The sequence below is a fragment of the Pseudoalteromonas sp. SWYJZ12 genome, assembly GCF_015864395.1.
Taxonomy (GTDB): domain Bacteria; phylum Pseudomonadota; class Gammaproteobacteria; order Enterobacterales; family Alteromonadaceae; genus Pseudoalteromonas; species Pseudoalteromonas arctica.
Genome location: NZ_JADYXH010000031.1, coordinates 1 through 25,838, shown reverse-complemented (window position 1 = coordinate 25,838; position 25,838 = coordinate 1). Strand labels below are relative to the sequence as shown.

General features: G+C 38.2%; 24 protein-coding genes. 12 read left to right on the top strand and 12 right to left on the bottom strand.

Going from position 1 to position 25,838, the window contains the following annotated elements; all coding sequences use genetic code 11:
* The first annotated feature begins 4 nt into the window (after positions 1-4).
* The 5 genes from I6F42_RS19300 to I6F42_RS19280 all read left to right on the top strand — a co-directional run bounded on the left by I6F42_RS19300 (position 5) and on the right by I6F42_RS19280 (position 6,409).
* Positions 5-688, top strand: a complete 684-nt coding sequence (locus I6F42_RS19300; protein WP_010555362.1) for a type 1 glutamine amidotransferase domain-containing protein — start codon at positions 5-7, stop codon at positions 686-688.
* A 116-nt stretch (positions 689-804) separates the two neighbouring features.
* Entirely contained in the window at positions 805-1,386 is a 582-nt protein-coding gene (locus I6F42_RS19295; RefSeq protein WP_010555361.1) for a rhomboid family intramembrane serine protease, read from the top strand.
* Positions 1,387-1,463: 77 nt separating this feature from the next.
* Complete coding sequence (gene yghU / locus I6F42_RS19290) at positions 1,464-2,309, top strand: glutathione-dependent disulfide-bond oxidoreductase (RefSeq protein WP_007581288.1); 846 nt, start codon at positions 1,464-1,466, stop codon at positions 2,307-2,309.
* A gap of 259 nt (positions 2,310-2,568) precedes the next feature.
* Positions 2,569-4,509 carry a bifunctional diguanylate cyclase/phosphodiesterase gene (locus I6F42_RS19285; RefSeq protein WP_010555360.1) on the top strand — a complete coding sequence of 647 codons (1,941 nt, stop codon included), beginning with the start codon at positions 2,569-2,571 and terminating at the stop codon, positions 4,507-4,509.
* A gap of 520 nt (positions 4,510-5,029) precedes the next feature.
* Complete coding sequence (locus tag I6F42_RS19280) at positions 5,030-6,409, top strand: VCBS repeat-containing protein (protein WP_010555359.1); 1,380 nt, start codon at positions 5,030-5,032, stop codon at positions 6,407-6,409.
* An 88-nt stretch (positions 6,410-6,497) separates the two neighbouring features.
* Here the strand turns inward: I6F42_RS19280 and I6F42_RS19275 are convergent, their stop codons facing one another.
* Both I6F42_RS19275 and I6F42_RS19270 read right to left on the bottom strand, forming a co-directional pair.
* Entirely contained in the window at positions 6,498-6,953 is a 456-nt protein-coding gene (locus I6F42_RS19275; RefSeq protein WP_010555358.1) for a hypothetical protein, read from the bottom strand.
* A 12-nt stretch (positions 6,954-6,965) separates the two neighbouring features.
* A complete protein-coding gene (locus I6F42_RS19270; RefSeq protein WP_007581281.1) occupies positions 6,966-7,241 on the bottom strand; it encodes an EF-hand domain-containing protein in 276 nt (91 codons plus the stop codon).
* A gap of 311 nt (positions 7,242-7,552) precedes the next feature.
* Here I6F42_RS19270 and I6F42_RS19265 point away from each other — a divergent pair, with 311 nt between their 5' ends.
* Positions 7,553-8,410, top strand: coding sequence for a PA4780 family RIO1-like protein kinase (locus I6F42_RS19265; RefSeq protein ID WP_010555357.1), 858 nt, complete (start codon positions 7,553-7,555; stop codon positions 8,408-8,410).
* Between the two features lie 27 nt (positions 8,411-8,437).
* On the opposite strand, the gene I6F42_RS19260 is transcribed toward I6F42_RS19265, so the two are convergent.
* The 5 genes from I6F42_RS19260 to I6F42_RS19240 all read right to left on the bottom strand — a co-directional run bounded on the left by I6F42_RS19260 (position 8,438) and on the right by I6F42_RS19240 (position 13,711).
* A complete protein-coding gene (locus I6F42_RS19260) occupies positions 8,438-9,112 on the bottom strand; it encodes a response regulator (RefSeq protein WP_197153129.1) in 675 nt (224 codons plus the stop codon).
* 39 nt (positions 9,113-9,151) lie between these two features.
* Positions 9,152-10,597, bottom strand: a complete 1,446-nt coding sequence (locus I6F42_RS19255) for an ATP-binding protein (protein ID WP_197153127.1) — start codon at positions 10,595-10,597, stop codon at positions 9,152-9,154.
* Positions 10,597-11,127, bottom strand: a complete 531-nt coding sequence (locus I6F42_RS19250) for a hypothetical protein (RefSeq protein ID WP_024589245.1) — start codon at positions 11,125-11,127, stop codon at positions 10,597-10,599. Before I6F42_RS19250 ends, I6F42_RS19255 begins: the two co-directional genes overlap by 1 nt.
* Positions 11,128-11,136: 9 nt before the next feature.
* On the bottom strand, positions 11,137-12,804 hold the full coding sequence (locus tag I6F42_RS19245; RefSeq protein WP_197153125.1) for a YHYH protein: 1,668 nt from the start codon (positions 12,802-12,804) through the stop codon (positions 11,137-11,139).
* 298 nt (positions 12,805-13,102) lie between these two features.
* Positions 13,103-13,711 carry a flavin reductase family protein gene (locus I6F42_RS19240; RefSeq protein ID WP_197153123.1) on the bottom strand — a complete coding sequence of 203 codons (609 nt, stop codon included), beginning with the start codon at positions 13,709-13,711 and terminating at the stop codon, positions 13,103-13,105.
* A 120-nt stretch (positions 13,712-13,831) separates the two neighbouring features.
* Here I6F42_RS19240 and I6F42_RS19235 point away from each other — a divergent pair, with 120 nt between their 5' ends.
* From I6F42_RS19235 to I6F42_RS19225, 3 genes are all read left to right on the top strand, one after another.
* A complete protein-coding gene (locus I6F42_RS19235; protein ID WP_197153122.1) occupies positions 13,832-15,355 on the top strand; it encodes a cryptochrome/deoxyribodipyrimidine photo-lyase family protein in 1,524 nt (507 codons plus the stop codon).
* Between the two features lie 2 nt (positions 15,356-15,357).
* Complete coding sequence (locus I6F42_RS19230) at positions 15,358-15,492, top strand: DUF2256 domain-containing protein (RefSeq protein ID WP_076916399.1); 135 nt, start codon at positions 15,358-15,360, stop codon at positions 15,490-15,492.
* 130 nt (positions 15,493-15,622) lie between these two features.
* Positions 15,623-16,060: an OsmC family protein gene (locus I6F42_RS19225; protein ID WP_197153121.1), complete on the top strand. Its 438-nt coding sequence runs from the start codon at positions 15,623-15,625 to the stop codon at positions 16,058-16,060.
* A 70-nt stretch (positions 16,061-16,130) separates the two neighbouring features.
* Here the strand turns inward: I6F42_RS19225 and I6F42_RS19220 are convergent, their stop codons facing one another.
* Positions 16,131-16,316, bottom strand: coding sequence for a 2TM domain-containing protein (locus I6F42_RS19220; protein ID WP_010555348.1), 186 nt, complete (start codon positions 16,314-16,316; stop codon positions 16,131-16,133).
* A gap of 218 nt (positions 16,317-16,534) precedes the next feature.
* Between I6F42_RS19220 and I6F42_RS19215 the strand changes: the two genes are divergently transcribed.
* Positions 16,535-17,311: an EAL domain-containing protein gene (locus I6F42_RS19215; protein ID WP_010555347.1), complete on the top strand. Its 777-nt coding sequence runs from the start codon at positions 16,535-16,537 to the stop codon at positions 17,309-17,311.
* Positions 17,312-17,362: 51 nt separating this feature from the next.
* Here I6F42_RS19215 and I6F42_RS19210 read toward each other — a convergent pair whose 3' ends face one another.
* Positions 17,363-18,850 (bottom strand): dipeptidase, encoded by a 1,488-nt coding sequence (locus tag I6F42_RS19210; RefSeq protein ID WP_197153120.1) that lies wholly within the window; start codon positions 18,848-18,850, stop codon positions 17,363-17,365.
* 336 nt (positions 18,851-19,186) lie between these two features.
* On the opposite strand from I6F42_RS19210, the gene I6F42_RS19205 reads away from it, so the two are divergent.
* Positions 19,187-19,378, top strand: a complete 192-nt coding sequence (locus I6F42_RS19205) for a DUF2986 domain-containing protein (RefSeq protein WP_008169531.1) — start codon at positions 19,187-19,189, stop codon at positions 19,376-19,378.
* A gap of 2 nt (positions 19,379-19,380) precedes the next feature.
* Here I6F42_RS19205 and I6F42_RS19200 read toward each other — a convergent pair whose 3' ends face one another.
* From I6F42_RS19200 to I6F42_RS19190, 3 genes are all read right to left on the bottom strand, one after another.
* Entirely contained in the window at positions 19,381-20,343 is a 963-nt protein-coding gene (locus I6F42_RS19200) for a TDT family transporter (RefSeq protein WP_197153119.1), read from the bottom strand.
* A gap of 211 nt (positions 20,344-20,554) precedes the next feature.
* Positions 20,555-22,720: a TonB-dependent receptor gene (locus I6F42_RS19195; RefSeq protein ID WP_197153118.1), complete on the bottom strand. Its 2,166-nt coding sequence runs from the start codon at positions 22,718-22,720 to the stop codon at positions 20,555-20,557.
* 133 nt (positions 22,721-22,853) lie between these two features.
* The gene (locus tag I6F42_RS19190) at positions 22,854-24,152 is read right to left on the bottom strand and encodes a PAS domain-containing methyl-accepting chemotaxis protein (RefSeq protein WP_197117841.1); all 1,299 of its coding nucleotides are present in this window, start codon (positions 24,150-24,152) and stop codon (positions 22,854-22,856) included.
* A gap of 360 nt (positions 24,153-24,512) precedes the next feature.
* Here I6F42_RS19190 and I6F42_RS19185 point away from each other — a divergent pair, with 360 nt between their 5' ends.
* Positions 24,513-25,718, top strand: a complete 1,206-nt coding sequence (locus tag I6F42_RS19185; RefSeq protein WP_007581242.1) for an MFS transporter — start codon at positions 24,513-24,515, stop codon at positions 25,716-25,718.
* Positions 25,719-25,838: the final 120 nt, after the last annotated feature.

The following is a 25,838-nucleotide window of genomic DNA, read 5'->3' as shown; positions in this document are numbered from 1 at the left end:
TTCAATGTCTAAAAAAATACTTATGGTTCTTACATCTCACGCAGAACTTGGTAACACTGGCGAAAAAACAGGTTTTTGGGTAGAAGAATTTGCAGCCCCTTATTATGCATTTGTTGATGCAGGCGTTGAAGTAACATTAGCGTCTCCAGCTGGCGGTCAACCACCCATTGATCCGACAAGTACACTTTCTGATTTTCAAACAGATGCAACTAAACGTTACGACGCCGATAGCGCAGCACAAACACTTATGGCAAACACTAAAGTGTTGAGTGAAGTAAAATCTAGCGATTTTGACGCTGTATTTTACCCAGGCGGTCACGGTCCATTATGGGACCTAGTTGACAACACAGATTCAATTTCGCTTATCGAAAGCTTTATTAAAGAGCAAAAGCCTGTTGCTGCGGTATGTCATGCAAGTGCTGCATTTTTAAATGTTAAAGATGCTGATGGCAATGCATTAGTAGCGGGTAAAAAAGTAACTGGTTTTACTAACTCTGAAGAAGCTGCAGTGCAACTTACCGATATCGTGCCATTTTTAGTTGAAGACGAGCTAATTAAAAAAGGTGGCGATTATCAAAAAACTGACGACTGGGGTGTATTAGCACTAGAAGACGGTTTAGTAATTACCGGCCAAAACCCAGCAAGCTCTGAACTAGCTGCAAAAAAACTATTAACTAAATTAGGTTAATAGTGAGTAATAATTAAAATTAAGCACAGCATTTTATGCTGTGCTTTTTTAATTGCTTTTCATTAGCAAATACAATTCCTATACTGGCAACTCTTAAAGTCAATTAGGGCGATTATATGGCAACCAAGCCAACCACACTGTCATTACTAACGAGTACCCGTTTCGCAATATTTAGTATTGTTGTTATTTGCTTCGTACTACAGGTGATCAATAGTCTACCTGGCATAAATCTTAATGGTTTAGGCATATATCCACGCAGTATCCAAGGATTAATTGGCATACTATGCGCACCTTTTTTACATGGTAGCTGGTGGCACTTTGCCAGTAATATGATCCCATTTGTAGTATTAAGCTGGCTAATTTGCCAGTACAGCGTAAAACGTTTTTATAACGTATTTATTTTTACCGCTCTAGTCGGTGGACTCTTAGTTTGGGCATTTGGGCGCAGTAACATACATGTTGGTTTAAGCGGTGTTATATATGGTTTATGGGGCTTTATTCTATGCTACGGCTTAGTAAGACGCTCATTAAAATCAATTATAATTGCAGTTGTAGTGGCTATACTTTATAGCGGTTTTATATGGGGTGTTTTACCTCAGCGCTATCATGTATCGTTTGAAAGCCATTTATTTGGAGCGCTAAGCGGGTTGTTTTTAGGTTATAGATTAGCAAAAGCCGATAAATTAAAAGGTCGGTAAATTAAGTATTAGGGGCTTTAATTAATTTTTTATGGCCACATTTACCATATATGTATTTCATCTAACAGAGGTTATTTATGAGTGATAAAAACGAATACACGCCACCAAAAGTATGGACGTGGGAAAGTGAAAGTGGCGGTAAGTTTGCCAGCATTAACCGCCCAATCGCAGGCGCGACTCATGACAAAACTCTACCTATTGGTGAGCACGCATTTCAGCTTTATTCTCTTGCGACACCTAATGGCCAAAAAGCTACAATCATGTTTGAAGAGCTTTTACAGCTTGGTTGCACCGATGCAGACTATGACGCATATTTAATAAACATAGGTGATGGCGATCAGTTTGGATCTGACTTTGTTGATATTAATCCAAACTCAAAAATCCCAGCGCTAATGGATCATTCAACCACGCCGCCTACTCGCATCTTTGAATCAGGTTCTATTTTACAGTATTTGGCTGAAAAATTTGATGTACTTATACCTAAAGATCTAAAAGCTAAAACAGAGTGTCGTAACTGGCTATTTTGGCAAATGGGCTCAGCGCCTTACTTAGGTGGCGGATTTGGTCATTTTTATAGCTACGCACCAAGTAAAATGCAATACCCTATTGACCGTTTTACCATGGAAACTAAACGCCAGCTTGACGTGTTAAATCGCCATTTAAGCGAAAATGAATACATGGCAGGTGATGAATACTCAATTGCCGATATTGCAATTTGGCCGTGGTACGGATCGTTAGTGCTTGGAGCTTTATATGATGCAGCAGAGTTTTTAGATGTTGCCTCATACACTCACGTTGTACGCTGGGCTACACAAATATCAGAACGCCCTGCTGTAAAACGCGGTCGTCGCGTAAATCGCACATGGGGTCCTGAAGAAGAGCAAATGGCAGAGCGCCATAACGATAGTGATTTCGAAGGTTAAATCTATAGAACAGCAAGTAAAGTCGTTAACACTTTAACCTGCTTGATAATTTTAAGGCTCAAAATAAATATTTATTTTGGGCCTTTTTACTGCGCTAACTTTTTTTTTTGCTTTCATAAACTATATTTATTCCTATACTCAGGATTAGAGCCTAACTAATCGATGTTTAATACGCTTTTGTTCATCTGAAATATCTGGTGTATTTCTTAAACGTTTCTCCATCGCTAGTTGGAGTGACTTTTGTATAAGGTTTTACTTAGTGCCATATAAAAATCTAAATAGTGAAGAACGCAGAGAATCCGTTAAAATTTTATACTCCAATGCCATCTCTGGCATTGCCATTTCGATTGTAGTCAGTTTTATATTAGTGTTTGCTTTTGATTTAAATAACCAGAAAATATCCTACGAAAAAAGTATTTGGCTAAGCATTATGGTTGTCTTATTAGCAGCTCGCGCTATTGATGTAATGTGGTTTTATAAAACCAAAAAGGATAGCCCGTTATTTAATGCTGACACATACTCAAAAAGATTTTCAACCGGGTGTATTTTAACTGCGCTATCGTGGTGTGGGTATGCACTTTGGTTTCATAGCACCTCATCAGCAATAGAAACTACAACTACTATTGCTATTTTATCTGCCTTTGCAGGAGGCTCTGCAAATCTGCTTTCAGGAAGTCGAGTAACCGCTGTACTCTATAGCATTATTTTACTGGCGCCCTACTCTTTTTTATTAACCTTTTCTAACGAAAACTACAACTCTGTCCTCGGTATTTTAGGCCTAGCATTTACTACTATTATGGTGGCTTCATCGTACAAATCAGCCACATTTACACACAGCGCAATAAAGCTCAAAAACCAAAACAGAGAGCTGCTTAACGAAATGGAAAACAAGGTTGAGCAACGCACAGAAGAAATTTACCGTTTATCGAATACCGATCCACTTACAAATCTATTAAACCGAACCGCATTTTTAAAAAATGCAAACAGACAACTAGCAGACAACCCTCAAGAACCCTTTGCTTTATTATTCGTAGATTTAGATGGATTTAAACAAATAAATGATTCGTTGGGTCATAAAGTAGGCGATAAAGTATTAAAAGAAATAGCACGAAGAATTAGTAATGTATGCAATCAACAGCTTTTTAAATGCCGATGGGGCGGGGATGAGTTTTTAATTTTAGCAACGTATCAAAAACAAGCTGAGCTTATCGAGTTTGCAGATAAAGTACTTCAAAGCATTGGTGCCGAGCATGAAACATATAAATATCAAAAATGGGTATCTGCAACTATTGGTATTGCCATGTATCCTGAGCACGGGAGTGATTTTAATACTTTAATTCGCTCTGCTGATACTGCAATGTATCACCAAAAACGCATGGCTAAAGGTAATATCAATATTTATAACGATTCTCTCAAATTAAAACAAGAAAGAGAGTACCTGTTGAGTCAACGCCTAGCCAGTGCCATAGAAGAAAACAGCTTAAGGCTAGTATTTCAACCAATTGTAGAGAGCAAAACATCAAAAGTAACCTCTTTCGAATCATTATTACGCTGGCAACTAGACGGTGAAAATATTTTCCCTGATGAGTTTATAACTATTGCCGAGCAATACGGTTTAATAACCCAAATGGGCCTCTGGGTCATAGAACAAGCATGTATACAAGCAAATAAATTCAACCATTTACCGACAAAAATTGCAGTAAGCGTGAACGTATCGGTAATACAATTACAAGATCCAAATTTTGTAACTAAGGTATTAAAAATAGTAAACAATCACCAAGTAGAGCCTAAAGATCTGCATATAGAAATTACCGAATCAGTATTTGCCGAAGATAAACTCACATTTTTGACAGCCGTGAAAGCACTACAAAAACAAGGCTTTTGTATTTCAATTGATGATTTTGGAACTGGCTACTCATCACTATCAAGCATGCTTGATATTGGTGTAGATATAGTAAAAATAGACAGAAGTTTTATTCAAAATATGGATAAAAGAGGGTTAAGTATTATTCATGCAATTGTACAAATGGCCTCATCTTTAGATTTTACTGTTGTTGCCGAAGGCGTTGAAACTATTGAACAAGCAAACACGCTTACTAATATTGGTGTATCTCACCTGCAAGGTTATTACTTTTCAAAACCGATGGAAGTAGATTTTGTAGATGCTTATTTAAATGAGCAAAATAAGCTGTGCCGTTGATAACTAAAACCCGCTAAAAGCGCTTAACTGCCATATGAGTTTTGCACTACCTTTTTTATTAGGGCTTGTTTATCTTTCGAGGTTAAATTTGCAGCAGGCTGTTTGGTATTTAGGCAATGCAGAGCCTATGTAGTGTGGTTATTAACCATACATAGTTGATAACGTAGCATAAATGCCAAAAATGCGCTGCCCGAAGGGTTCTGCCTAGGGGAGATTGACTCTTTGTTACTAGGTTACAAACCTCGCGCCGCGATTAAATCTTCCTTGGGTTGAAAAAATTTCAATCCTGAAAGGTCAACAAGTCCTTCTTAAAACATAATCTTACAATTACTTACACCCAGTACATAGTTATTAGCGTAGGCTAAATATAAACCAACTTACATAAGTGTATTACGTTTAAATTTACGCTAATTAGCAAACCGCCAGCGCTGGACCCTACGTTAAGTTGTGCGCTGATGTTGCTTATATAAGTGAATAATAAAAATGTAACGATACAACTAAATATAAAAAAGGGATTTGCATGATAAAACCACTTTGCTATTCACTCATCACTTTACTTACCCCCATTAGCGCTATAGCTCAAACAATGGCAATAAAAACAACGGATGAATTAGTATCAACCGATTCAGAGATTTTATTTGCATATAATAAAGAATCAAAACAATTAGAAGCCATCAATTTACTCACATCACTAAGTAGTGAACTTGCTTTACCAAAAAATGCCATCGGGTTTGATGTGGCTACACTTGCTAACATTACCGATAAACAAGCACTCGTACTAACAAGTGATGGCGTATACAAAGCCCATGCTGGTAAACCAACACTATTGTTTAATTATGAGTCGGTTCTAAATCAATTAAAAATAGATAAATTTGAAAAAGTAGACTTTGTCTTCGATGCCAACAACGACGGTCTAAGCGATATTTTCATTCCTGGGTTAGCAAGCAGTACTTTATACATTCAAAATAAAGATGGCAGCTTTAAGCCTAACAAATTTAAACAAACACCTATGTATGAAGGCAGCTTTTCAGGAAAAGGGCTTTCTCTAGAAGTTAATATTAACAATAAACCCGTTGTTATTGATTTTAACCACGACGGGTTAAGCGACTTGGTTTTTTCAAATGACTTTGGAGCAGATGTACTACTTGCTAATTCAGAAGGCTTTGAGCAAAAGCTCACCTCAATTGATTTTAACATCGAATTAGGCGAGCTAAGCAATGGCGAAACTCGCAAAATAAAGCAAATTATTGATATTAATAACGACGGATTTCTAGATTTTACAACTAGACAGTTTAAGCCAACGCAAGGTATGGATTCGTTAGATATAAAAATAGCACATACTTTGTACCTAGGAAGTGCTAAAGGCTTTAGTAATACGCCCATTACCTTATTTGAAACACAAGGCCCTAGTGAGTTATTGCTCAAAACTGATTTTAATAATGATGGCTTAATTGATTTACAAAAAATGGATTTAGATATTGGCTTAGGTACTATTGCGTCTATGGCATTGGGCGGTGGCAGTACTGATGTAGATGTAGAAATGAACATTTATAAGCAGCAACCCGACGGCTCATTTGCCAATAAATCGAGTATAGAACTTGATTTAGAAATGGAAGTAGGAATGAACGGCGATGATTCCGAGCCAGCCCTATATTTAGGTGATATTAACGGCGACAGCTATATTGACGCAGTATACAAATACAGTAAAAAAACGCTGTATATTTATTACGGAGAGCAAGACTCACTCCTAAATGATAAACGTAAAAAATTAAAACTAACACTGCCTAAAAATAATAAAGATATTCTTCTGGTAGACATAAACCAAGACGGTAAAAAAGATTTTGTATTTAAATTTACCGAAGAAGATGGCACCAGCAAAATAGAAACACGCTTAAATTAAGCCAATAAAAAAGCCCAACAGAGTTAACCGTTGGGCTTTGGACTTAAGACTTTCGAGTAACAGTCAGCTTTACTCTAAGTTATAACACCTAAGCAGTTACATTTAGCAGTGAATCGCCATCACTTAAACCAAACTTCTCTTGCACTGATGCAAGGATTGATTCTTTATCTTCATCAGACAACTGGCTTGAATACTCAGTTAATAGCTCATCTAAATAGCTGACTACTTCGTCTGTATCTACTGATTCTAATGAGTTTTGTGGCGGCGGTGGCGGTCTTTGACCTTCCACTCGTCCTGCATCACCAATGCTTTTAGCATCAAACTCAAGTTCGCTCATTAAATCAGCAAGCTCTTTTGTTGGTTCAATACCTTGTTCTTTAAATGCCGCTTGAATACTTTGCGCGTTTTCTTCGGTTAAGTTTTCAGCGTCAAACTCTGCAAGCGTTTCTTTAACAAAATCGCTTTGCTCTGTTGTTAGTTTTGCAGCCTGACTACTTTGTTGCGGCATAAAATTCGCAGAACTACTGTTAATACTATTAATCATTTTAGTATCCTTTCAGCGTTCACGACGAGGTGGTTTATGATCGCTAAGTTCTTGTTCACTAATTTCGCCATTACCATCGGCATCTATAGAATCAAAAATTGTTTGTGCATCGCCGTGTGGCGGTTTTTTAGCACTAAACTCTTCAAAGCTAATTACGCCATCACCATCAGTATCAATAGTTGAAAAGTCAGGTTTTTCAGGAGGATTGTCACCGCCTCGAGCAGCTACATTAGCTGAAAAAGCAATAGATAATATTGCCACAGTGGCAAGAGTTGAAAAATGCTTCATAGTAATAACCTCGTATTTAAGAATTAAACTAAGCTTACGCTTTAAAAGCGCAAACAATGTGCAAATAATGAGGAAGTAATAAATTATTTTAATAAAAAATAGTAATCTAAATACTTATTTAAAAAGTTCTGGTTGATTGCTTTGCAATCAATATATAAGCTAATAAAATAATACGATTAATTACTCTCAGGCAGTAGTGTTACTGCCCTTAATTCTCAAAGCTGATATACTGCTTGAGCCAATTAAACAAACAAATACAGAGCACTTTCATAAATAATGATTAATAACCAACCCTACTTAGCAGGCAATCTGTGAAAATACCTAAACGCCTACAACCCCTTGTTGATGATGGCCTTATTGACGAAGTTATAAGCCGACTAATGAGCGGTAAAGAAGCCGATGTATTTATTGTCCGCTGTGGTGAGCACATTCGCTGTGCGAAAGTGTATAAAGACGCGGTTAAACGTAGCTTTAAAAAAGCGGCACAATACCAAGAAGGCCGAAAAGTACGTGGTGGACGCCAAGCGCGTGCTATGGGTAAACGTTCTAGCTATGGCCGTCAATTAGAAGAAGAGATTTGGCAAAATGCCGAAGTTGATGCGTTATCTCGTTTAGCTGGCGTGGGTGTACGTGTTCCTGATACTTACTTTTGTATTGATGGCGTGCTGCTTATGGAACTCGTGTCGGACGAGAATGGTAACGTAGCCCCTCAACTTGGACATGTCGTTTTTAGTGAAGAGCAAGCGATTGAGCAGCATAAACTCATGATGCATTACATTAAGCTTATGCTTTGCGCAGGTATAATACACGGCGATTTATCTGAATTTAATGTACTTGTAGATAATAACGGCCCTGTAATTATAGATTTACCGCAAGCAGTTAACGCTTCAGCAAATAACAGTGCACAAGCTATGTTTGCACGCGATGTAAATAACATACGCCGCTATTATGGTGAATTTGCGCCAAGCATACTAAAAACTCAATACGCTAAAGAAATGTGGGCATTATTTGAAGAAGCAAATTTAACGCCTAATTCAACGCTTACTGGTGAATTTGAAGACAGTGACGAACTTGCCGATGTAGATTCTATTCTTGATGAAATTCAAGCTGCCGAATACGAAGAGTTTGACCGTTTAGAGCGAATTAAAAATGCTGACGATGATGAATAGCTCATCGTCATAGCTTACTAATACCTCTTACTGCGGGTGCACAAATCGGTAGCCAACCCCATAAACAGACTGAATAACACTTTCAGTTTGTGTCACTTCATCTAGTTTTTTACGCAACTTTTTAATATGGCTATCAATAGTACGATGGCTCACAATACGCTGATCGGCGTACATAGTGTCCATTAAACTATCGCGCGAATAAATACGATTTGGGTTGTTAAACAAAGGTTTAAATAGCTGAAATTCAAAGTTCGTTAGCTCTATGCGGCTTGATTTGTATTTTACGCTGTAGGTGCTCTCGTCGAGCTTCATTGTTGACTCTGTAACATCACTTGCGTTACTTAATCGCCTTAATATAGCTTTAACTCGCGCCACCAGCTCAGCATAACTAAACGGCTTACAAATATAATCATCTGCACCTAACTCAAGTCCAAGCAGCCTATCTATTTCTTCTACTTTTGCCGATACCATAATAATAGGCACATTTGAAAAGCGCCTGATTGCTTTACACAGTTCAATACCACTTTGACCTGGTAGCATTACGTCGAGCAAAATTACGCTCGGCCTGTTAATTTCAAGCCAAGGTAATACTTCATTACCGTGATGTATTTGATGAGTAACAAAATGATGGCTACTTAAAAAGTCACTCATTAAGTTAGCCAGTTTTACTTCATCTTCTACAATCAGTATTTGTTCACTCATAGGCATCTCTGTAAGTAACCTCAACTTTATTTTTATAAACTAAATAGTTGGCAATCTAATAATAATAGCAAGACCGCCTAGAGTGGCTTTTTCAGCAGCTATTTCACCATTATGGCCTTTAACTATATGTTGGCAAATAGATAAGCCCAAGCCCGAACCGCCCTCTTGGCGATTACGCGAACTATCTACTCGATATAAATACTCAAACAAATGCGATAAATGCGACTGCTCTACACCTACGCCATTATCTTCAATTATAAGCTCTAAGTAGGTTTGCCCTTTAATGCTTATATTATTAGCCGTTAATGAAATAGTGGTGCATTGTGCATAGTGCACCGCGTTCATTAAAATATTATCGAGCAGCTGCAAAAGTCGGGTTTTATCTGCTTGTACAGTTATGTGTTTAGCGCTATTGAGTAAGTAAATTTTTATATTGTGCTGCTCAAGTATAACCTGATATTTTTGCTCAATAGTATTTAATAATAACGCCATATCAGTAGGTTGCATAGTGTAATGCATACCCCCTAACTCTGCGCTATTGAGCATATGCAAATCATCTATTAAGCGTTTTAAATGCAATGCCTCGTCGTTAGCCGAGTTAATATTTTTTGCATTAGGCTCACGTATTCCAAGTAGCATAGCTTCAAGTTCACCGAGCAAAATACTCATTGGCGTTCTAAGCTCGTGAGAAATATTGGCAAGCCAGCGTTTGCGCACTTGCTCGTCTTTAGCGAGTGTAAATGCAAGGATATTAAAATCTTCGCTTAATTGGCCTAATTCGTCTTTTCGCTCAAGCGTAAGTTTGGTCTCGTAATTACCTTGTGTTAAGCGATGCATACCATTAGCAATTTGCTTTACTGGGCTAACTAAATGACGAGACAATAAAAAGGTAACTAGCAATGTAAGCAATACAGCGGCTAAAGCAATAAACCATAAGTAGTTAGTTTGCTGCTGTAAAAAATCAAGCTCATAACCATCAACCAAGCTATCTCTTTTGGAAACAGCTAAGTAACCCACTGTTTTATCGCCCACTGTAATTGGGGTTGTTATATATTTTAAATCGCTGAGGTATCTACCCACTACTCGCTGCTTATTTTCATCAAGCAAAGCGTAGTGAGCAATATTTTCAGGTGGTAGGCGGCGCTCTCCCCCTAAACGAATATGATCGGGTGGCGGCCGTCGCATCATTCCCCCTCTGGGGCCTGGACCTTCTGGTGGCCTAGGTAAAAACTGGCTATTTTCTAGCTGCGATTCAATAAGTTTTCTAAAATTTTCGCCATTGCCAACAACACGTTCCCATGAGGGGGTTTTTTCGTATTGCTTTGCAAGTTGCACAACAAGTGGTTCAAGCGCTTTTACTTCTTTTGCATTAACAAAATCAATTACGCCTTGCCCTATACTCCATTGTATAAGTACTACTAGCCCTGCAATAACACTAAAGGTAAAACTAAATAGTATTAAAAAAAGTTTATTATGAATTTTCATTAATGCGTGTTTTCAACCTTGCTAGGAAAGCTTTCAAATCGGTATGTTATAAACTCTTTGGTTTGATCGTTAACATACAGCGTAGCAACTATTTTTTTGCCCTGAGCGGTCCAATACATATGACCATGATTATTTAAAGTAACCGATACGGTATTTATACCACTTTTAAATAAGTTAGCAGGTAAATGCAATGCATGTCCGTAAATTCGCTGTATTTTAACCCCATTTATATATAAATGAGCATGACCTTGTAAAAAGCCCGTGTCATCGTTTGTAGTAACGCTCATCATTTGCTGCATGTTCATTGCGCCCTCAGGGGGTACAGATAAATCATAGCGCTGCGTATCTAAAATTAAGTTATAACCCGACATACTATCTTTTAATAACTTAAGGCTTAATGCCGGAATTGGCGTATCACTTGGCACTGCTATAGGCATATGGCTATGATCCATCATTTCCTGCTGCGCAAAGAGCTTAAAGCTCAATAGCGCAGCAGTAGTTAGGATCAATGCGTATTTAAAATAACGCATAGTTACTCCTTACATTCCCGGTGGTGGACCCATTGTTTCGCCCGTATCACAGCGACCAATTGAATTATCGGCTAATTGACCTTTAAAACGAGGCCCTATTTGATAAGGAAAAGAAGGCTGTAATTTACCATCGCTGTCTAACGTTAGTGTTATATGGTAGTGATAACCCTTGCCATCGTTAGTATCGTGGCCGTTATGCTCATCTAATTGAGCACCGGTTACTGTTTTTTGTGCATAGTAGAAATCTTCAAAATAATAACCATCGTCGGCATTTAATGTATTACCAGAGAGCGTCGTTACTTCTGCGCCAATAGCAGGACCTGCATCACTTGTTTGTGTGCCTTGGCTAACATCGTATTGATCGACTAAAGTACAACTTCGCTCACCTTCAGTACCACAACCACCTTCACTTTCTGACGCGCCATAATCACGCATTTCCCAGCCGCTTAATGCAAGTTGACCGTTACTTTCATAAGGACCATAAAGCGGATAGCCATCAGCTGCAAACCCATAAATAGGTGAATGCGCATCGCCATCATCTTCGAGTAAATCAGCTAAGCAACTAGTGTAAAAATGGTGATGATATTCACCATTAGCAGCATGTCCGCCACACACATCAACATCGTATTGCTCAGCAATGGGCGCTAATGTATACCAAATATTATTACCGTAGCTCATACCATCGCCCCAGTTAAATATACTGGTGCCATTAACCATTAAGCCAACTGTACCTAAACCTGTTTCACAAGTTTCAGTGTCAGATAAATCGGTAGGTGTTATCGGAAAATACGCCTCAACTGTTTGTTCTGTTGGGCAACCTGGTCCTGGAGGCCAATAGCCTGCACCGCCTGTGTCATCACAGTTTTCAGTGCTGCTGTTATAGCCAATATCTTCACCAAACGAAATGGTTTGCCCTACTGCTGCTGAGGTTACACCGTTATAAAAATCGGTAGCTGCACGCGGGCGGTTATTTAACGCGTCTACTTGGTCTTGTGTAAGCGTTACGTCATATTTAGGAATGTCAGTTGTTTGCACATACATGTATTCAACGTCAGCATCTTCCTCAGAAACAGTAACAACCTCAACTGATTGAACATCTTCAACCACTGCGCCATTGTTTTGTATATAAGTAGAGGTTGTATCGTTGTTAATTAACCAGCTGGTAAGTTTTGCACTATTATCAACTGCACCAGTATCTGAGTCTGAGTCTGATGAAGCAATAACATTAACTATAACGGTATCTACAACGACATCGTTTGTGCCGTCATCTGCACTGATTTCAAATACAAGTGCTTCATCGGTTAAAACTTCAGGTGCAACAAACTCAGTAGACGTTGCAGTACTTGAAGATAAGCTAACGGTAGTGCCTGATGTTTGTGACCAGCTAACAGATACTTCGCCATCATCTTCAACTGTTGAACTTAAATAAACGGTATCGCCCGCATTAACAGTTTGGTCAATACCGGCGTCAACCGTTGGAGCACTATTACTGACTGTCTCTCCGTCTGTTGTAGTACTTGTAGAATCGCTGTTACATGCGCTTAAAGCGATGCAAAGCGCGCTTAATGCAAATAACTTAGTTACATTAGAGGCTTTTGTTTTAAGAAGTGTTTTCAATGCTTGAACCTTTACTTTAACGTTTAATAAAACAAAGTTAACAAGTAAAAGTGCAAACAATGTGCACAAACTAAGGAAGAATAAACATAAGACTAGGGCGTGTTGATCTTTGGTGGTTGAATTTGCAGCAGTATGTTTGGTTTTTAGGCAAGGCAGAGCCTATGAAGTGTGGTTATTCCCCATAAATAGGCGATAACGCAGCATAAAGACCAAACATGCGCTGCCCTTTGGGTTCTTTCTAGGGACGATTGACTCTTTGTTGCTCGGTTTTTACTTAGCCCACTAGGTTACAAACCTCGCGCCGCGATTAAATCGCCCCTAGATTGAACAAATTTCAATCCACAAAGATCAACACGCCCTAAATTTGTGGTCGTTTAAGTACAAATTTGTCTTTAGTGGTTGCATAGTAATCCCCACCCATTCTACCTACCGCATCTAAAAGTGTTGGGGCAATATAACCGTCAACAAGCACTTCATCGTCTATACAAATACCCACTATGTCTAACAACATCATTTGTCCGCCGCCAGGCTCGCTTGAAATAGTAATAACTTCACGTAGCTTACACTCATAGCGTACTTTTGAATCAGCAACACTCGGCACTGCGACCATTTGGCTATCAATTTTAGTTATATTTGCAGCATCAAACTCACTAACATCACTAGGATAATTAGCACAGCTTTGATTCATTTTTTCAACCTGCTCATGACTCACAATGTTAATCACACATTCTTTAGTCGCTAATAAGTTAATTAATGTATCTTTACTTGGCTTATCGCGTGGATTTACTTGCGTCACACTCAATACTGGTGGGTTACAACTCGCTACTGTAAAAAATGAGTAAGGAGCAATATTAGCCACACCGTCGCTACTTAATGTACTTATCCATGCAATTGGACGAGGACTGATCCCGCCAACTAAATACGAATAAACATTAAGCTCTTTATTTACAGTTAAATCTAAAAACATACTTTTCCTTTTAATACATTAAAACTAAATCTTAATTCAAGTTAGTTACGTATAGGTTTGGCTGACTCAGTTAAATAACAAGCTAATTTTTATCTCTATTTAAAGCAATAAACAAATTATATGAAAATAAACATCGTGTGGTTTAAACGTGATTTGCGTCTTAGCGATCATCAACCATTAAAAAATGCATTCAGTAATGGCTTACCTACCCTATTACTTTATAACTTTGAGCCATTGCTGCTCGAAGATGCACACTACAATGAGCGGCACTGGCGCTTTGTATATCAATCTGTCGTTGAGTTAAACAAGCAACTAGCGCGCTTTAATGCCTGTGTTTATATCTTTAATTTAAATATGAGCGACTTACTTGAGTCATTAAAGGCACAGTTTGAAATAGTAAATATTTTTAGCCATCAAGAAATAGGCTTAAACAACACCTTTGAGCGCGATAAAGCAATAAAAGCATGGTGCCAGCATAACCATATTAATTGGCAAGAGTCGCAAACAGGCGCGGTTATTCGCGGCAAAAAAAATCGTAATAATTGGAACGAACGCTGGCAGCAAACAATGCAAGCACCTATTGCTGTCCCTAATTGGAAGAGTATAAAAACAATTACCCTCAATAACTACCAAACACCTGAGCTACCAAGCGCCTACACGCAAGATCACGACAGCTTTCAACAAGGTGGCCCGTTGCATGCGCGAACTGTAATGCAGAGCTTTTTTGCCGAGCGCGGTAAAGGTTATCAAAAAGGAATATCGAGCCCAAGTCTAAGCCAAACACATTGCTCTCGGCTTTCCCCGTATTTAGCGTGGGGGAACATTAGCCTTAGGCAAGTGTATCAAATGGCAATTGATGAATATCATTCAAAACACCCTGATAAAAGAGGCTGGAAACGTCCACTAGCGGCGTTTGTATCGCGCTTGCATTGGCACTGCCACTTTATGCAAAAGTTTGAGAGCGAATGTTCTATGGAGTTTTTAGCCCTTAATCCGGGTTATCATGTATTTCCGTATCGTGATGATGAACATGTTAAAAACGATATTGAACGCTGGGCGCAAGGTCAAACAGGTATTCCCATTATTGACGCTTGCATGCGCTGCTTAAAAGCCACCGGCTATATAAACTTTAGAATGCGCGCCATGCTTGTAAGCTTTGTAACGCATCATTTAAATATAAGCTGGCAGCAAGCAAGCTTTCCTCTCGCTAATTACTTTTTAGATTTTGAGCCCGGAATTCACTATCCGCAAATTCAAATGCAAGCCTCGGTAACAGGCATTAACACCATTAGGCACTACAACCCAATTAAACAATCAGAAGATCAAGACCCAACAGGTTCGTTTATTAAAAAATGGTGCCCCGAGCTTGAAAAACTCCCTATTGAATATTTACATCAGCCTTGGGAGCAAACTCCGATGGAGGCACTCTTTAACGACTTTAAGTTAGGGGAGGATTATCCCGAACCGATGCTTGATTTAACAGCAGCCTCAAAAGAAGCACGCGAACGCTTATGGCAATACCGTGAGCGAGCCGATGTTAAACGCGCCATAGGGAGGATTCTTAAAAAGCACGTTGGGGGTACTCAAAAAGTTACTCGAACAAAAAGTAAAACGGATACTAAAAGTAACAGTAAGGCTGAGTAAGCATGGCGCACAAAAAACTAAACTTACCTCAAAAAATATGCCCTATTTGTAATAAACCTTTTACGTGGCGTAAAAAATGGCAGCGCGACTGGGATAACGTTATTTTCTGTTCAGAGCGCTGCAGACGTAATAAATAAGAGTAATAATTAACTGGCGTCTATTTTGCAATATCATCAGTAATTAGTGCTTTTAAGGCTTTATATAAGTTTATTTTGTAAATAACGCTTAGCTAACCTGAAAAGCTTACACTCAAGCAAGGAGAAGATGATGACGATTAAAAAAACGGCTAGTTCAACATGGTCTGGCGATATTAAAACAGGCAAAGGTAGCATATCAACTCAAAGTGGCGCGCTTAACAAACAACCTTATGGTTTTAATACCCGCTTTGAAGATAAGGCAGGCTCAAACCCTGAAGAATTAATAGGTGCAGCGCACAGTGCATGTTTTAGTATGGCGCTTTCGCTTGCATTAGGTGATGCAGGCTTTACCGCAGATAAAATTGATACTAAAGCCACTGTAAGCCTTGATGAAGTAGATGACGGTTTTTCAGTAACGCATATTGCTCTTGAGGTAAAAGCGCGTATTGATGATATTCAAAACGAGCAGTTTCAAGCCTTATGTGAGCAAACCAAAAAGAGCTGCCCTATTTCCAAGCTCTTAAATACCGAAATATCACTAGATGCGACACTTCAATCAGCATTTTAAATATTTAGACTTAACTGTTTAGACAGTTCCTTACTAAAAAAGCCAAGTAAGTAATTACTTGGCTTGCTTATTATAAAGAAGTATTTTTAGGTTTATTCCTACTCAAAGTACTTACTACAAGCCCTATTCCCATCCCAATTGCTGGCCATACTACCCATATATAACTAGGCGAAGTTAGTAAATTTATAACGCTTAGCAAAGTTAAAATAAGTAAATATCCTTTAATTTTTTTGCCTAATGTCACTGTATTGCTCATTTATATTCTCCAAGTAATGTATGTCGCTATTATTGTTTTAATAAGCAACGTACACACCTGCTAAATGTCACTAAGTGATCTGACATTAGTCATCACTTTTCATTTAATTACATAGTTATTTATTATGTATAAAAACATAAAAAACAATACTTTAATCTATTTGTGTTAGAATCTAATCTCAACTAACCTAAACAAATAAACATAAAAGGATGAGCTAAATGAGCGAAAAATCAAAAGATTGTGAAAAAGTTACGTGTAGTAACTGTGCTGACGCTAACGATCTCGAATTTGATTTTTCTATGGCTTTTCAACCGATTATAAACTGTAAAACTAATCTTATTTATGGCTATGAGGCATTGGTTAGGGGTTTAAATGGCGAGTCTGCTTATTCAATCATTTCAAAAGTGAATGAAGACAACCGCTATGCATTTGATCAGCTTTGTCGTATTAAAGCCATTCAACTAGCCTCAAAGCTGGGCATAACATCAATGCTAAGCATTAACTTTTTACCTAATGCTATTTATAAACCAGAGCGATGTATACGCACCACGCTAGAAGCTGCAAAAAAATATAACTTCCCAATTCAAAATATTATGTTTGAATTTACTGAAGTAGAAAAAATAGAAGACACCGCACACATTAAACGCATTGTTGATTACTATCAGTCTCTCGGATTTAAAACCGCCACTGATGACTTTGGTGCAGGTTATTCTGGTTTAAATCTACTGGCTGACTTTCAAACAGATATTATCAAGCTTGATATGGCGCTCATACGTGATATAAGCAACGACAAAAAACGCCAACTAATAGTAACTCATTGCTTAAATATGTTTCGCGATTTAAACATCACTCCATTGGCTGAAGGGATTGAAACAGTACAAGAATATACATGGCTTAAAAACGCAGGTGTTGAACTTATGCAAGGGTATTTATTTGCCAAACCAAGCTTTGAAAACTTGCCTGAGGTAAATTTTGAGGACATAGGTGCTGATTAACTCAACACCTATTATTTATTAAAACCTTATTGAATTTAAGTAAGGCTTAAACTACATATTACCTAGCTCTATCATCATCGCTGTGTACATACGCAAATTAAGCTCAAGTTGCTCAATGGTCATAAATTCATGCTCTGAGTGACCTGTGTAGCGCTTACCTGGCATTGAAGGACCAAACGATACCGCATTATCAAACAGCTTTGCGTTAGTGCCACCACCTATTGATACAAAGTCAGCTTTTTCGTCGCCCGTAAAATGCTTAAAAATATCAAGCAGCTTTTGCGCATGCGGCGCGCTATCAAGCAGCATAGGTGTGCCAATGATTGTTTCTATGTTGGCAAGCGTTACATTGTTAGTGGCTTGCCAATTAGCGAGCGCATCATCAATTTGCTTTTGTAATACAGCTTCGTCTTTACCCATAGGGCGACGTGCATTTACAGCAAGTGTTAGCGCATTACCATCGCGCTCAATAACGGTTGGTGCCACTGTCATCGGGCCCATAAAGTCGTGCTTATAGGCTATTTCGCCAAACTGTTTACCGTGAATATCTAAACCAATTAACTGATTTACAAAGTCGATTAGCTCGCCGTCACTGTTATTTTCAAGCTCCACACCTTTAAATAACTCAGCTAAATAGGCAATCGCATTTATACCCGACTCTGGCTCAGATGAATGCGCCGACATACCTTTAACGCTTATTGCTAAACCATTACTTTTTTCACTAAAGTTAAACTCAACTTTATTTAATGTTTTGGCTTTGGCTTTTAATGTAAAAATAAGTGCAGCGTCTGCATTGTGAAGTACTAAACTTGCATCTTCTGGAATTTGGCTTCTAAACGCACCGCCAGTTACATCCTTTACATATAAACCCGTCTGTGGTGATGTTGCATTAAAAGTAGGTGCAATTAAGCTCCAGCCTTTCTCGGCAACCACTACAGGGTATGATGCATCAATCGTTACTGCATATTTTGGTTGTTCATACGTTTTCATAAATTGAGTAAGCGGACCCCAATCAGACTCCTCTGCAAGGTAAATCATAAGCTCAATACGGTTATTAAGGGTTATGCCTTTATCTTTAATTGCTTTCATGGCGTAAAGCGCTGTTGCTATTGCACCTTTATCGTCTTCCGTACCACGACCAACTAATTTTCCCGGTTCAGATGTATCAATAATAAAAGGACTTTGTTTCCATTTGCTAGCATTAGCAGGTTGCACGTCGCCGTGCGTTACTACCGTTACTTTTTCGCTTTGCTCGCCCATACCAATTAATACGGTGTACCCTAAATCTTGATAGTCAAAACCAAGCTCTGCGGCTTTCATTTTTAAAAGTGCTTTAAAGCCAATAAAATCGGGATTTTGAGGAGCGGTAATATCGCTCTTATTAACGGTCGGAAAAGCCACTAAGTTAGTAAGTGTGTGTATTTGAGCATTTTGGTAGGTATTTACTGCGTAATCGGCAACGCTATCAATATTTTTATTTAACTGTGCATGAGCACCAAACGCAAATAAAGCAATACTGGCTAAAGCTAACTTTTTCAAAACAATTCCCATTTAATTAATAACTAAGAGTGGTAATTATAACGCTATGAAGCGCTTACTTATAGCTCTTTACGCTAAACACGCAGGTAACTTAAGGTAAATAACCTGAACTCTGGATAGTAAATCTATCTCAAGCAGCTATTTTCAGCGCTAACTGCGTTGAATTTACTTGCAATAGGCCAGCTATTGACGCGTAAGTTCGCCTTGTTTTCACTGAAAATCTCTGGCTAGAGAAAATAATTTTAAATATCACTATAGTTCAATACGCTGGTAAATCTCTTACCCAGAGTTCATGTTAAATATTTATATAGCAGCTTTTATGAGGATGACTGTATAATGCGCGACTTAAAATTAACAGGGTATTTAATTGTGAACCGTCGTAAAAAAATCGTCACTAAATTTCAAAAGAAAGATAAACGCACTAACGCTAAACTACATAAAAGCAACAAACCTGGTTATGTGTCAAAAGCTGAGCGTGAAAAACTAGCTGAACAAGAAAGTAATGAGCCAGAGGTAATCCAAGAGTAACTCTACGTTACCTGTTCCTTTGATAATTTAAAGTGGCAAAAGTACCGACCACTTACATAACCAACTACTGCCGTGGCAACTATAAGTTCAAACGTAGCTAAGTAATTAACTGTATCTACATATGGTATTGCGAGGTTTATACTTTGCATCCAGTCTTTCATTTTAAATAATGCAGTTGCCCCAATAACCATTGGAAATGTAAAAGCAGCGTAGCTCGGCGTAAAAGGCCTGCGTAATAACTTTATAAATAACACATAAACAATCAGTGTTTTTATTATCGCTAATATAAATAATGCCCCCACTATAAAGAGTGATGGATTAGCTACAATATGAAAATACCCCGCTAATGTTAAACTGGCAGGCGCGGCTAAAATGGCAAGTGTTGGCTGTATTTCGTAGTCACTTTTTAATGCTAATAAAAAGCGATAAAACATAATTGGCAGCATAATACTGTACGTTGATATACCAAACACCAGTGCGCTATAAGCTAACCACGCTAATGTCGGATTTCCCGAAAAAGTAACATCTGCAATAATTATCCCCACTGGCGGCACAAACCAGCTGGGCGCCATATCCTCGAAGTTAAACTTTTTTGCTCGCTGGTATAAAAAACTCACCAAAAATGTGAGATGCAGCACAAAAGCTAAAACCCACATAATGTCGCCAGCTAATGAATTAAATTGCCCAACTGAGTTTGAAATAACAAGATTAGCCATTGCAAATGTAGGGATCACACTTCCTGCAACTGGGTGTGCTAAATCGGCTTTTAATAAATGAGGGTGTAGTAAAAACTTAGCAGCCAAAAGTAAAACTAATACGCCAGCTAGTACCGCTCCCAAAAATTGCCCTTGGGAGTTTAAATTAAAAACGTTTTCCCATGCCCATCCCATACTAGCAATACCCAAAGCTAAACCGGCCATAGCTGTTGGCGCACCCATCACTTTATTTTTAAATTGCTTAAACACTGTATTTCCTAATTATTGGGTGATGAACAAGTTACTGCTTTTTACTGCATTGCCTTAAAATAACGCTGTAAAATTAGTACAAGCGTGCTTAATAGAACGCTTTTTGCATACAAATATTTCATAAAAATAAGTTTACGGCTTACATATTAAAACGCAAAAAAAGCCATAACACAGTTATGGCTTTTGCTTTATTTTTAATAATTTAGTTTAGTTAGAACGCGTAACTAACGCTTACATTAAATGAACGACCCTGCCCAGCAAGTTGTTCAAACCCGTTGCTGCTATCTTGTTTAAGTGCCGCAATACTTACACCACCTAGCGGAAGTTGGTAGTACTCATCAAACACGTTACTCACTTCAGCACTTAGCGTTAATGAATCCCATGTGGCTTTAGAGCTTAAATTAACCAGGCTGTAGCTGTCTGTTTGGTTTTCAAAACGATCATTATCTACACGGCTTTTAGTATCGACCCACTGCCAAGATAATGCGTTTTCAAATCGACCTATTTGCTGGCTAATACCTAGCTGAGTTTGCAGTGGTTTAATTTGATAAAGTGGCTGATTAGTATCGTCGCGCTTGCCTCTCGTATTAGCAACATTAGCGTGTAACTGCCAGTTACCTAAATCCTTAGATTCATAAATATTGGCTGTTAAATCTATTTTTGCACCATACAAAATAGCATCTACATTAGTAAACTGAAAAATGTTACGCGCTGTATTGTCTAAATCATAACTATTGAAGCTTCTTACAATATCAGCATCAATATAGTCACTCACATCTGTATACCAAACATTGGTGCTTAATCGCCAACCATCATCTTTAGCCGATTTAATATAAGTAGCACTTATTGTATGCGCTGTTTCAACGTCTAAATCAGGATTACCAATGTAGCCATTACCATCGCCATACCAACCAATCATGGTGGTTGCCATGGTACTTACACCCCAACTATATCGCTCGTATAAATTAGGTGCTCGGTTTTTACGGGCAAGACCAAATTGCAGCTCATCATAATTTGTTATTTGGTAGTTAATTAATAAGTTAGCATCAACTATGGTGTCGGTTTTATCTCTGTCGCCAGCATTAAAGTTCTGTGCAGCAATGGTATTATCTGTAGACGTATCGCTCATGGTCATACTTTCCATACTACCCATGTCGCTCATATCGTCCATATCCGTCATGCTCATGTCATCGTTGTAAGATTGAACCTCTCCAACGTGGGTATTAATACTTTCAATACGTACGCCTGCGTTTAACCATAACTTTGTATTTACTTGGCTCTCAAATTCTGCAAATGCCGCTATGCGCTCTCGTTTACCGTTATTTACATTTACGTAATCGCCTGGTCCCATCATGGTTGAGCCTTCAATACCTGGCCACCAATCATCAATACTGTAATTGTAATATTCTTGACCGAGTAAAATACTGCTGTTTTTATCAAGCGCAATACGCCATTTAAGCTGCGTACTTATATCTTGTGCATCGGTTTTCATTCGCATCATGCCTGTTTTTTCTTCACTGAAAAAACCCATTTCGTGCTTTACGCTATGCCAGTTAACTTGCCCTTCAAGCTCGCTGTTTTCAAAGGAGCGTTTGTATTGAGCTATTGCACCGTAGCTGGTGTTATCGGTCATATCCATATACTGATTTGCAAATCCCTGATACGGGATTTTTTGATGCGTTAGCTTTATAACTAATTGCTGTTTATCATCGCGCATAGCTGCGGTTAAACTATGATTTTGTGCTCGATACAATGTATCTAATACTACATCGCCGTTACCGTCTTCATAACTATCTGCGTCACTAAACGAACCCTGATAATTAAGGCTAAACGTGTCACTTGCTAAACGTGCACCAACGCCAAGTTTACGTCCGTTATTAACGCTACTGTACTTCGCTGACACATAACCTGAGTGCCAACCTAATTCATTGCTATCGCTATACTGTGGTGAAATAGAATTAACGCTTATTACACCGGCAATATTATCGCCGCCCGCGCTTACTGGCGACACGCCTGCAACCACATTGTAAGACGTAATTTGATTAGCCGAGATATACGAAAGTGGCGGGTTCATATGATTAGCGCATGCAGCGGTTACATCTGCACCATCAACTAACACTTTAACTCTGTCGCCCATTAAACCATTTAAAATAGGTAAGTTAGATACGCCGCCCGCTGCTGAAAAATCGACACCTAAATCACTTAATAACGATTCTGACGAATCAAGTGCTAAATGCTTATTTTGAGCATGTCCGTGTACTTCAATCACTTCTAAAGGCGTATCGTCGGCAAATGCAAAAGGAGATAGCACACCGCTAATAAAAAGTGCGACAGGAGTTAGTAAATATGTTTTTTGAGTTTTGCTTTTATAAACCATTGTTAATTTATGCCACTGTAATAATTGGCGTAATTATAGTGTGAGTTGCAAAAGCAAAAGCGCGACATATTGTCGCACTTTATCAATTTAGAATGTTGTTAGGTGTGTTTAATCTAAAAGGTCATATAATAAATTAAACATTTAACTTAGCTACCGTTTGAGAAACAATATCGGCTCCACGTTCAATCTCTTTAATAACCTCAGACACATTAGCAATAAGCTCTCTTCCTTGTTTTGATGAGTCTGAAACTGACGTTATTTGCTTTGATATATCATTAGTGAGCTCTTGGTTATTTTTAACAACACTTGCTATTTCATTAGTAGAGCGACTCGTGCTGGCTGCAAGCTGCCTTACTTCATCAGCTACTACAGCAAAACCTCGACCATAATCACCAGCACGCGCTGCTTCTATTGCGGCATTAAGTGCCAGTAAATTAGTTTGATCCGCAATGCTGCTAATTGTCGAAACAATGGAGCCTATGACCGCAGACTGTTCATTAAGATTTTTTATTAAATCTACCGATTTAAGTACTTGGCTTACAATGGCGTCGGAGTTCGCTATAGAGCTTTGTAGTATTTCAGAGCCTTTTTTAGCGGTTGTAGCAGTAGCTACCGCCGATTCATGTGCTATTGCAGCGGCTTCTGTCACTGCACTGTTATTGTTAATTCGATCGGTAATATTTGATGCAAACTTAATTATTTTAATTACATTACCTTTGCTATCTAAAATTGGGTTATAAGTTGCTTCTAACCAAATTTCTGAACCGTCGGCGGCAATACGTTTAAATTTTCCTGACTTAAACTGCCCCTGCGCTAATTCACTCCAAAAGCGTGGGTTTTTCTCATAAAACAATTTAGTACAAAACATTTTATGATGCTTGCCTACAATGTCTTTTAAGCTATAACCTATTGTTGCTAAAAAGTTTTGGTTCGCCTTTAAAATATTACCCTCTGGGGTAAACTCTATTGTAGCCAAGGCTTTGTCGAGTGCATTTGCAATAGCTTCTTGCGCTTTTCTTTGTATGTAACTGGTCGTAATATCAGAGGCTATTTTAATAACTTTGGTGACTACGCCGCGCTCTTCTACAGGAAAGTAAGTTGCCTCAAGCCAAAGCTTATCGCCATTAGCTTTGTACCTTAAAAACGAGCCTGCTTTAGAATTCCCTGTTTTTAATGCTTGCCAAAATTGACTATATTCGTTTGACTTTGCATATTCAGGTTCGCAAAACATACGATGATGCTTACCAATTATTTTCTCTTTGCTATACCCAATCGTTTTTAAAAACAACTGGTTTGCGTCTAATATTATTCCATCAGGTGTAAACTCTATATAAGCAACGTGCTTATTAATTGCCGATAAAATAGATTGTTTTTGAATTAATTGAAGCTCCATTTCTTCAATTTTTGCGTTTCTTTTAGAAATACCAAACATATAAAAACCTTAAGGAGTAAATTAGTACAAAAATTAGCAAATTAATGTGATATCAATATGTAGCTGTACTGTAAATATAAGCTTTAAATAACCTTTCGGCTAATATTTAATATCTTATATATATATGCTTTATAAATAGTTTTTTTATTTTATAAATGTTAAGTAGTATTTTCTTCTAATTAACATTTTAAAAACCTAATAAAACCACTAATTTATGCATGACTCTGTACTTTTTTTAACTTAAAATAGCGCCCTCACAGACTACCCTCTCACACCAAAATTTAAGCATACACATAATATTTCCTATTCAAGATCTATTGTGCAGTTTCATTTTTAAAATTAAACCTTAAGGGATCATCTATGACATCAGATGTAACGTCGGCATCTAGTCAACTTAACAGAACCGCTATTTTACTCGTATTAGCGCTAGGCACATTTATCTTAGGATTATCTGAGTTTTCGATGATGCCTATGCTGCCACTAATTAGCGAAACATTTGGCTCAACGCCATCACAAAGTGGCTATGCAATTAGTGCTTACGCCATTGGTGTTGTAGTGGGCGCCCCTATTTTAATGCTTACCACTGCTAATATGAGAAAGCGCAAAGCATTGCTCATATTTATAAGCTTAATGTTTGTCTCAAACGGATTAAGCGCGATGGCAACGTCGCTTGAGCAGCTTGTAATATTTAGATTTTTAAGTGGTTTACCTCATGGTGCATATTTTGGCGCGGCTATTTTATTAGCATCGGATATTGCCCCAAAAGGTAAGCGTGCTAGCTTTATGTCTAAGGTGTTTATGGGTTTAACTGTAGCTACTATTGTTGGTGTGCCTGTTGTAACACTTGTGGGTCAAAACCTTAGTTGGCGGTATTGTTTAGCCGGCGCTGCAGTGCTTGCATTTATTGCTTTTATTTTTGTTTACAAAGTAGTTCCAAATATAGATAACGCTAAGCCTTCTAACTTACTAAACGAGTTTGGCGTACTTAAAAACAAACTGGTTTGGTCTATTTTGGGTATTGTAATTATTGGCTTTGGCGGGGTATTTTGTATTTATACTTACATTGCCGACACCATCTTAGTGGTAACAAAAACAGCCCCATATACTATTTCTATCGCAATGGTAATGTTTGGTATTGGTTGTACGCTCGGTAACTATGTACTGGGTAAAGCTGCCGATAAATCAGCAATTAAAACGACTGGCCTTGCGCTTGTATGTACCATTGTATTTGCCTTTGCTTATGTAACGGCAAGCCATAATATTTGGGCTCTTTATGCAGTGATCTTCTTTATTGGTTGCAGTGTGGGCTTGGCTACGCTGATTCAAACGCTTTTAATGGACGTTGCACCCGAAGGCCACGCTATGATTGGTGCCTTAGTACAGTGCGCATTTAATACTGCCAATGCTATAGGCCCTTGGGTCGGTGGAATTGCAATAGCACAGGGTGCTGCACCTAATCAAACAGGTTACGTAGCAGCTGCATTATTTTTAGGTGGTTTGGGTATGTGGCTACTAAGTTACTTACAACTAAATAAACAGCAACCAACAGCGCAAGCTACTAATTAACTTGAGTTCAGATTAATTTAAAATACAAAAAGAGCCGCTAATTAGCTGTCTCTTATACACAAATCCCTGCTAAGAAATTAGCGGGGATTTTTTTGAACTAAATCTCAATGTCATGATCAG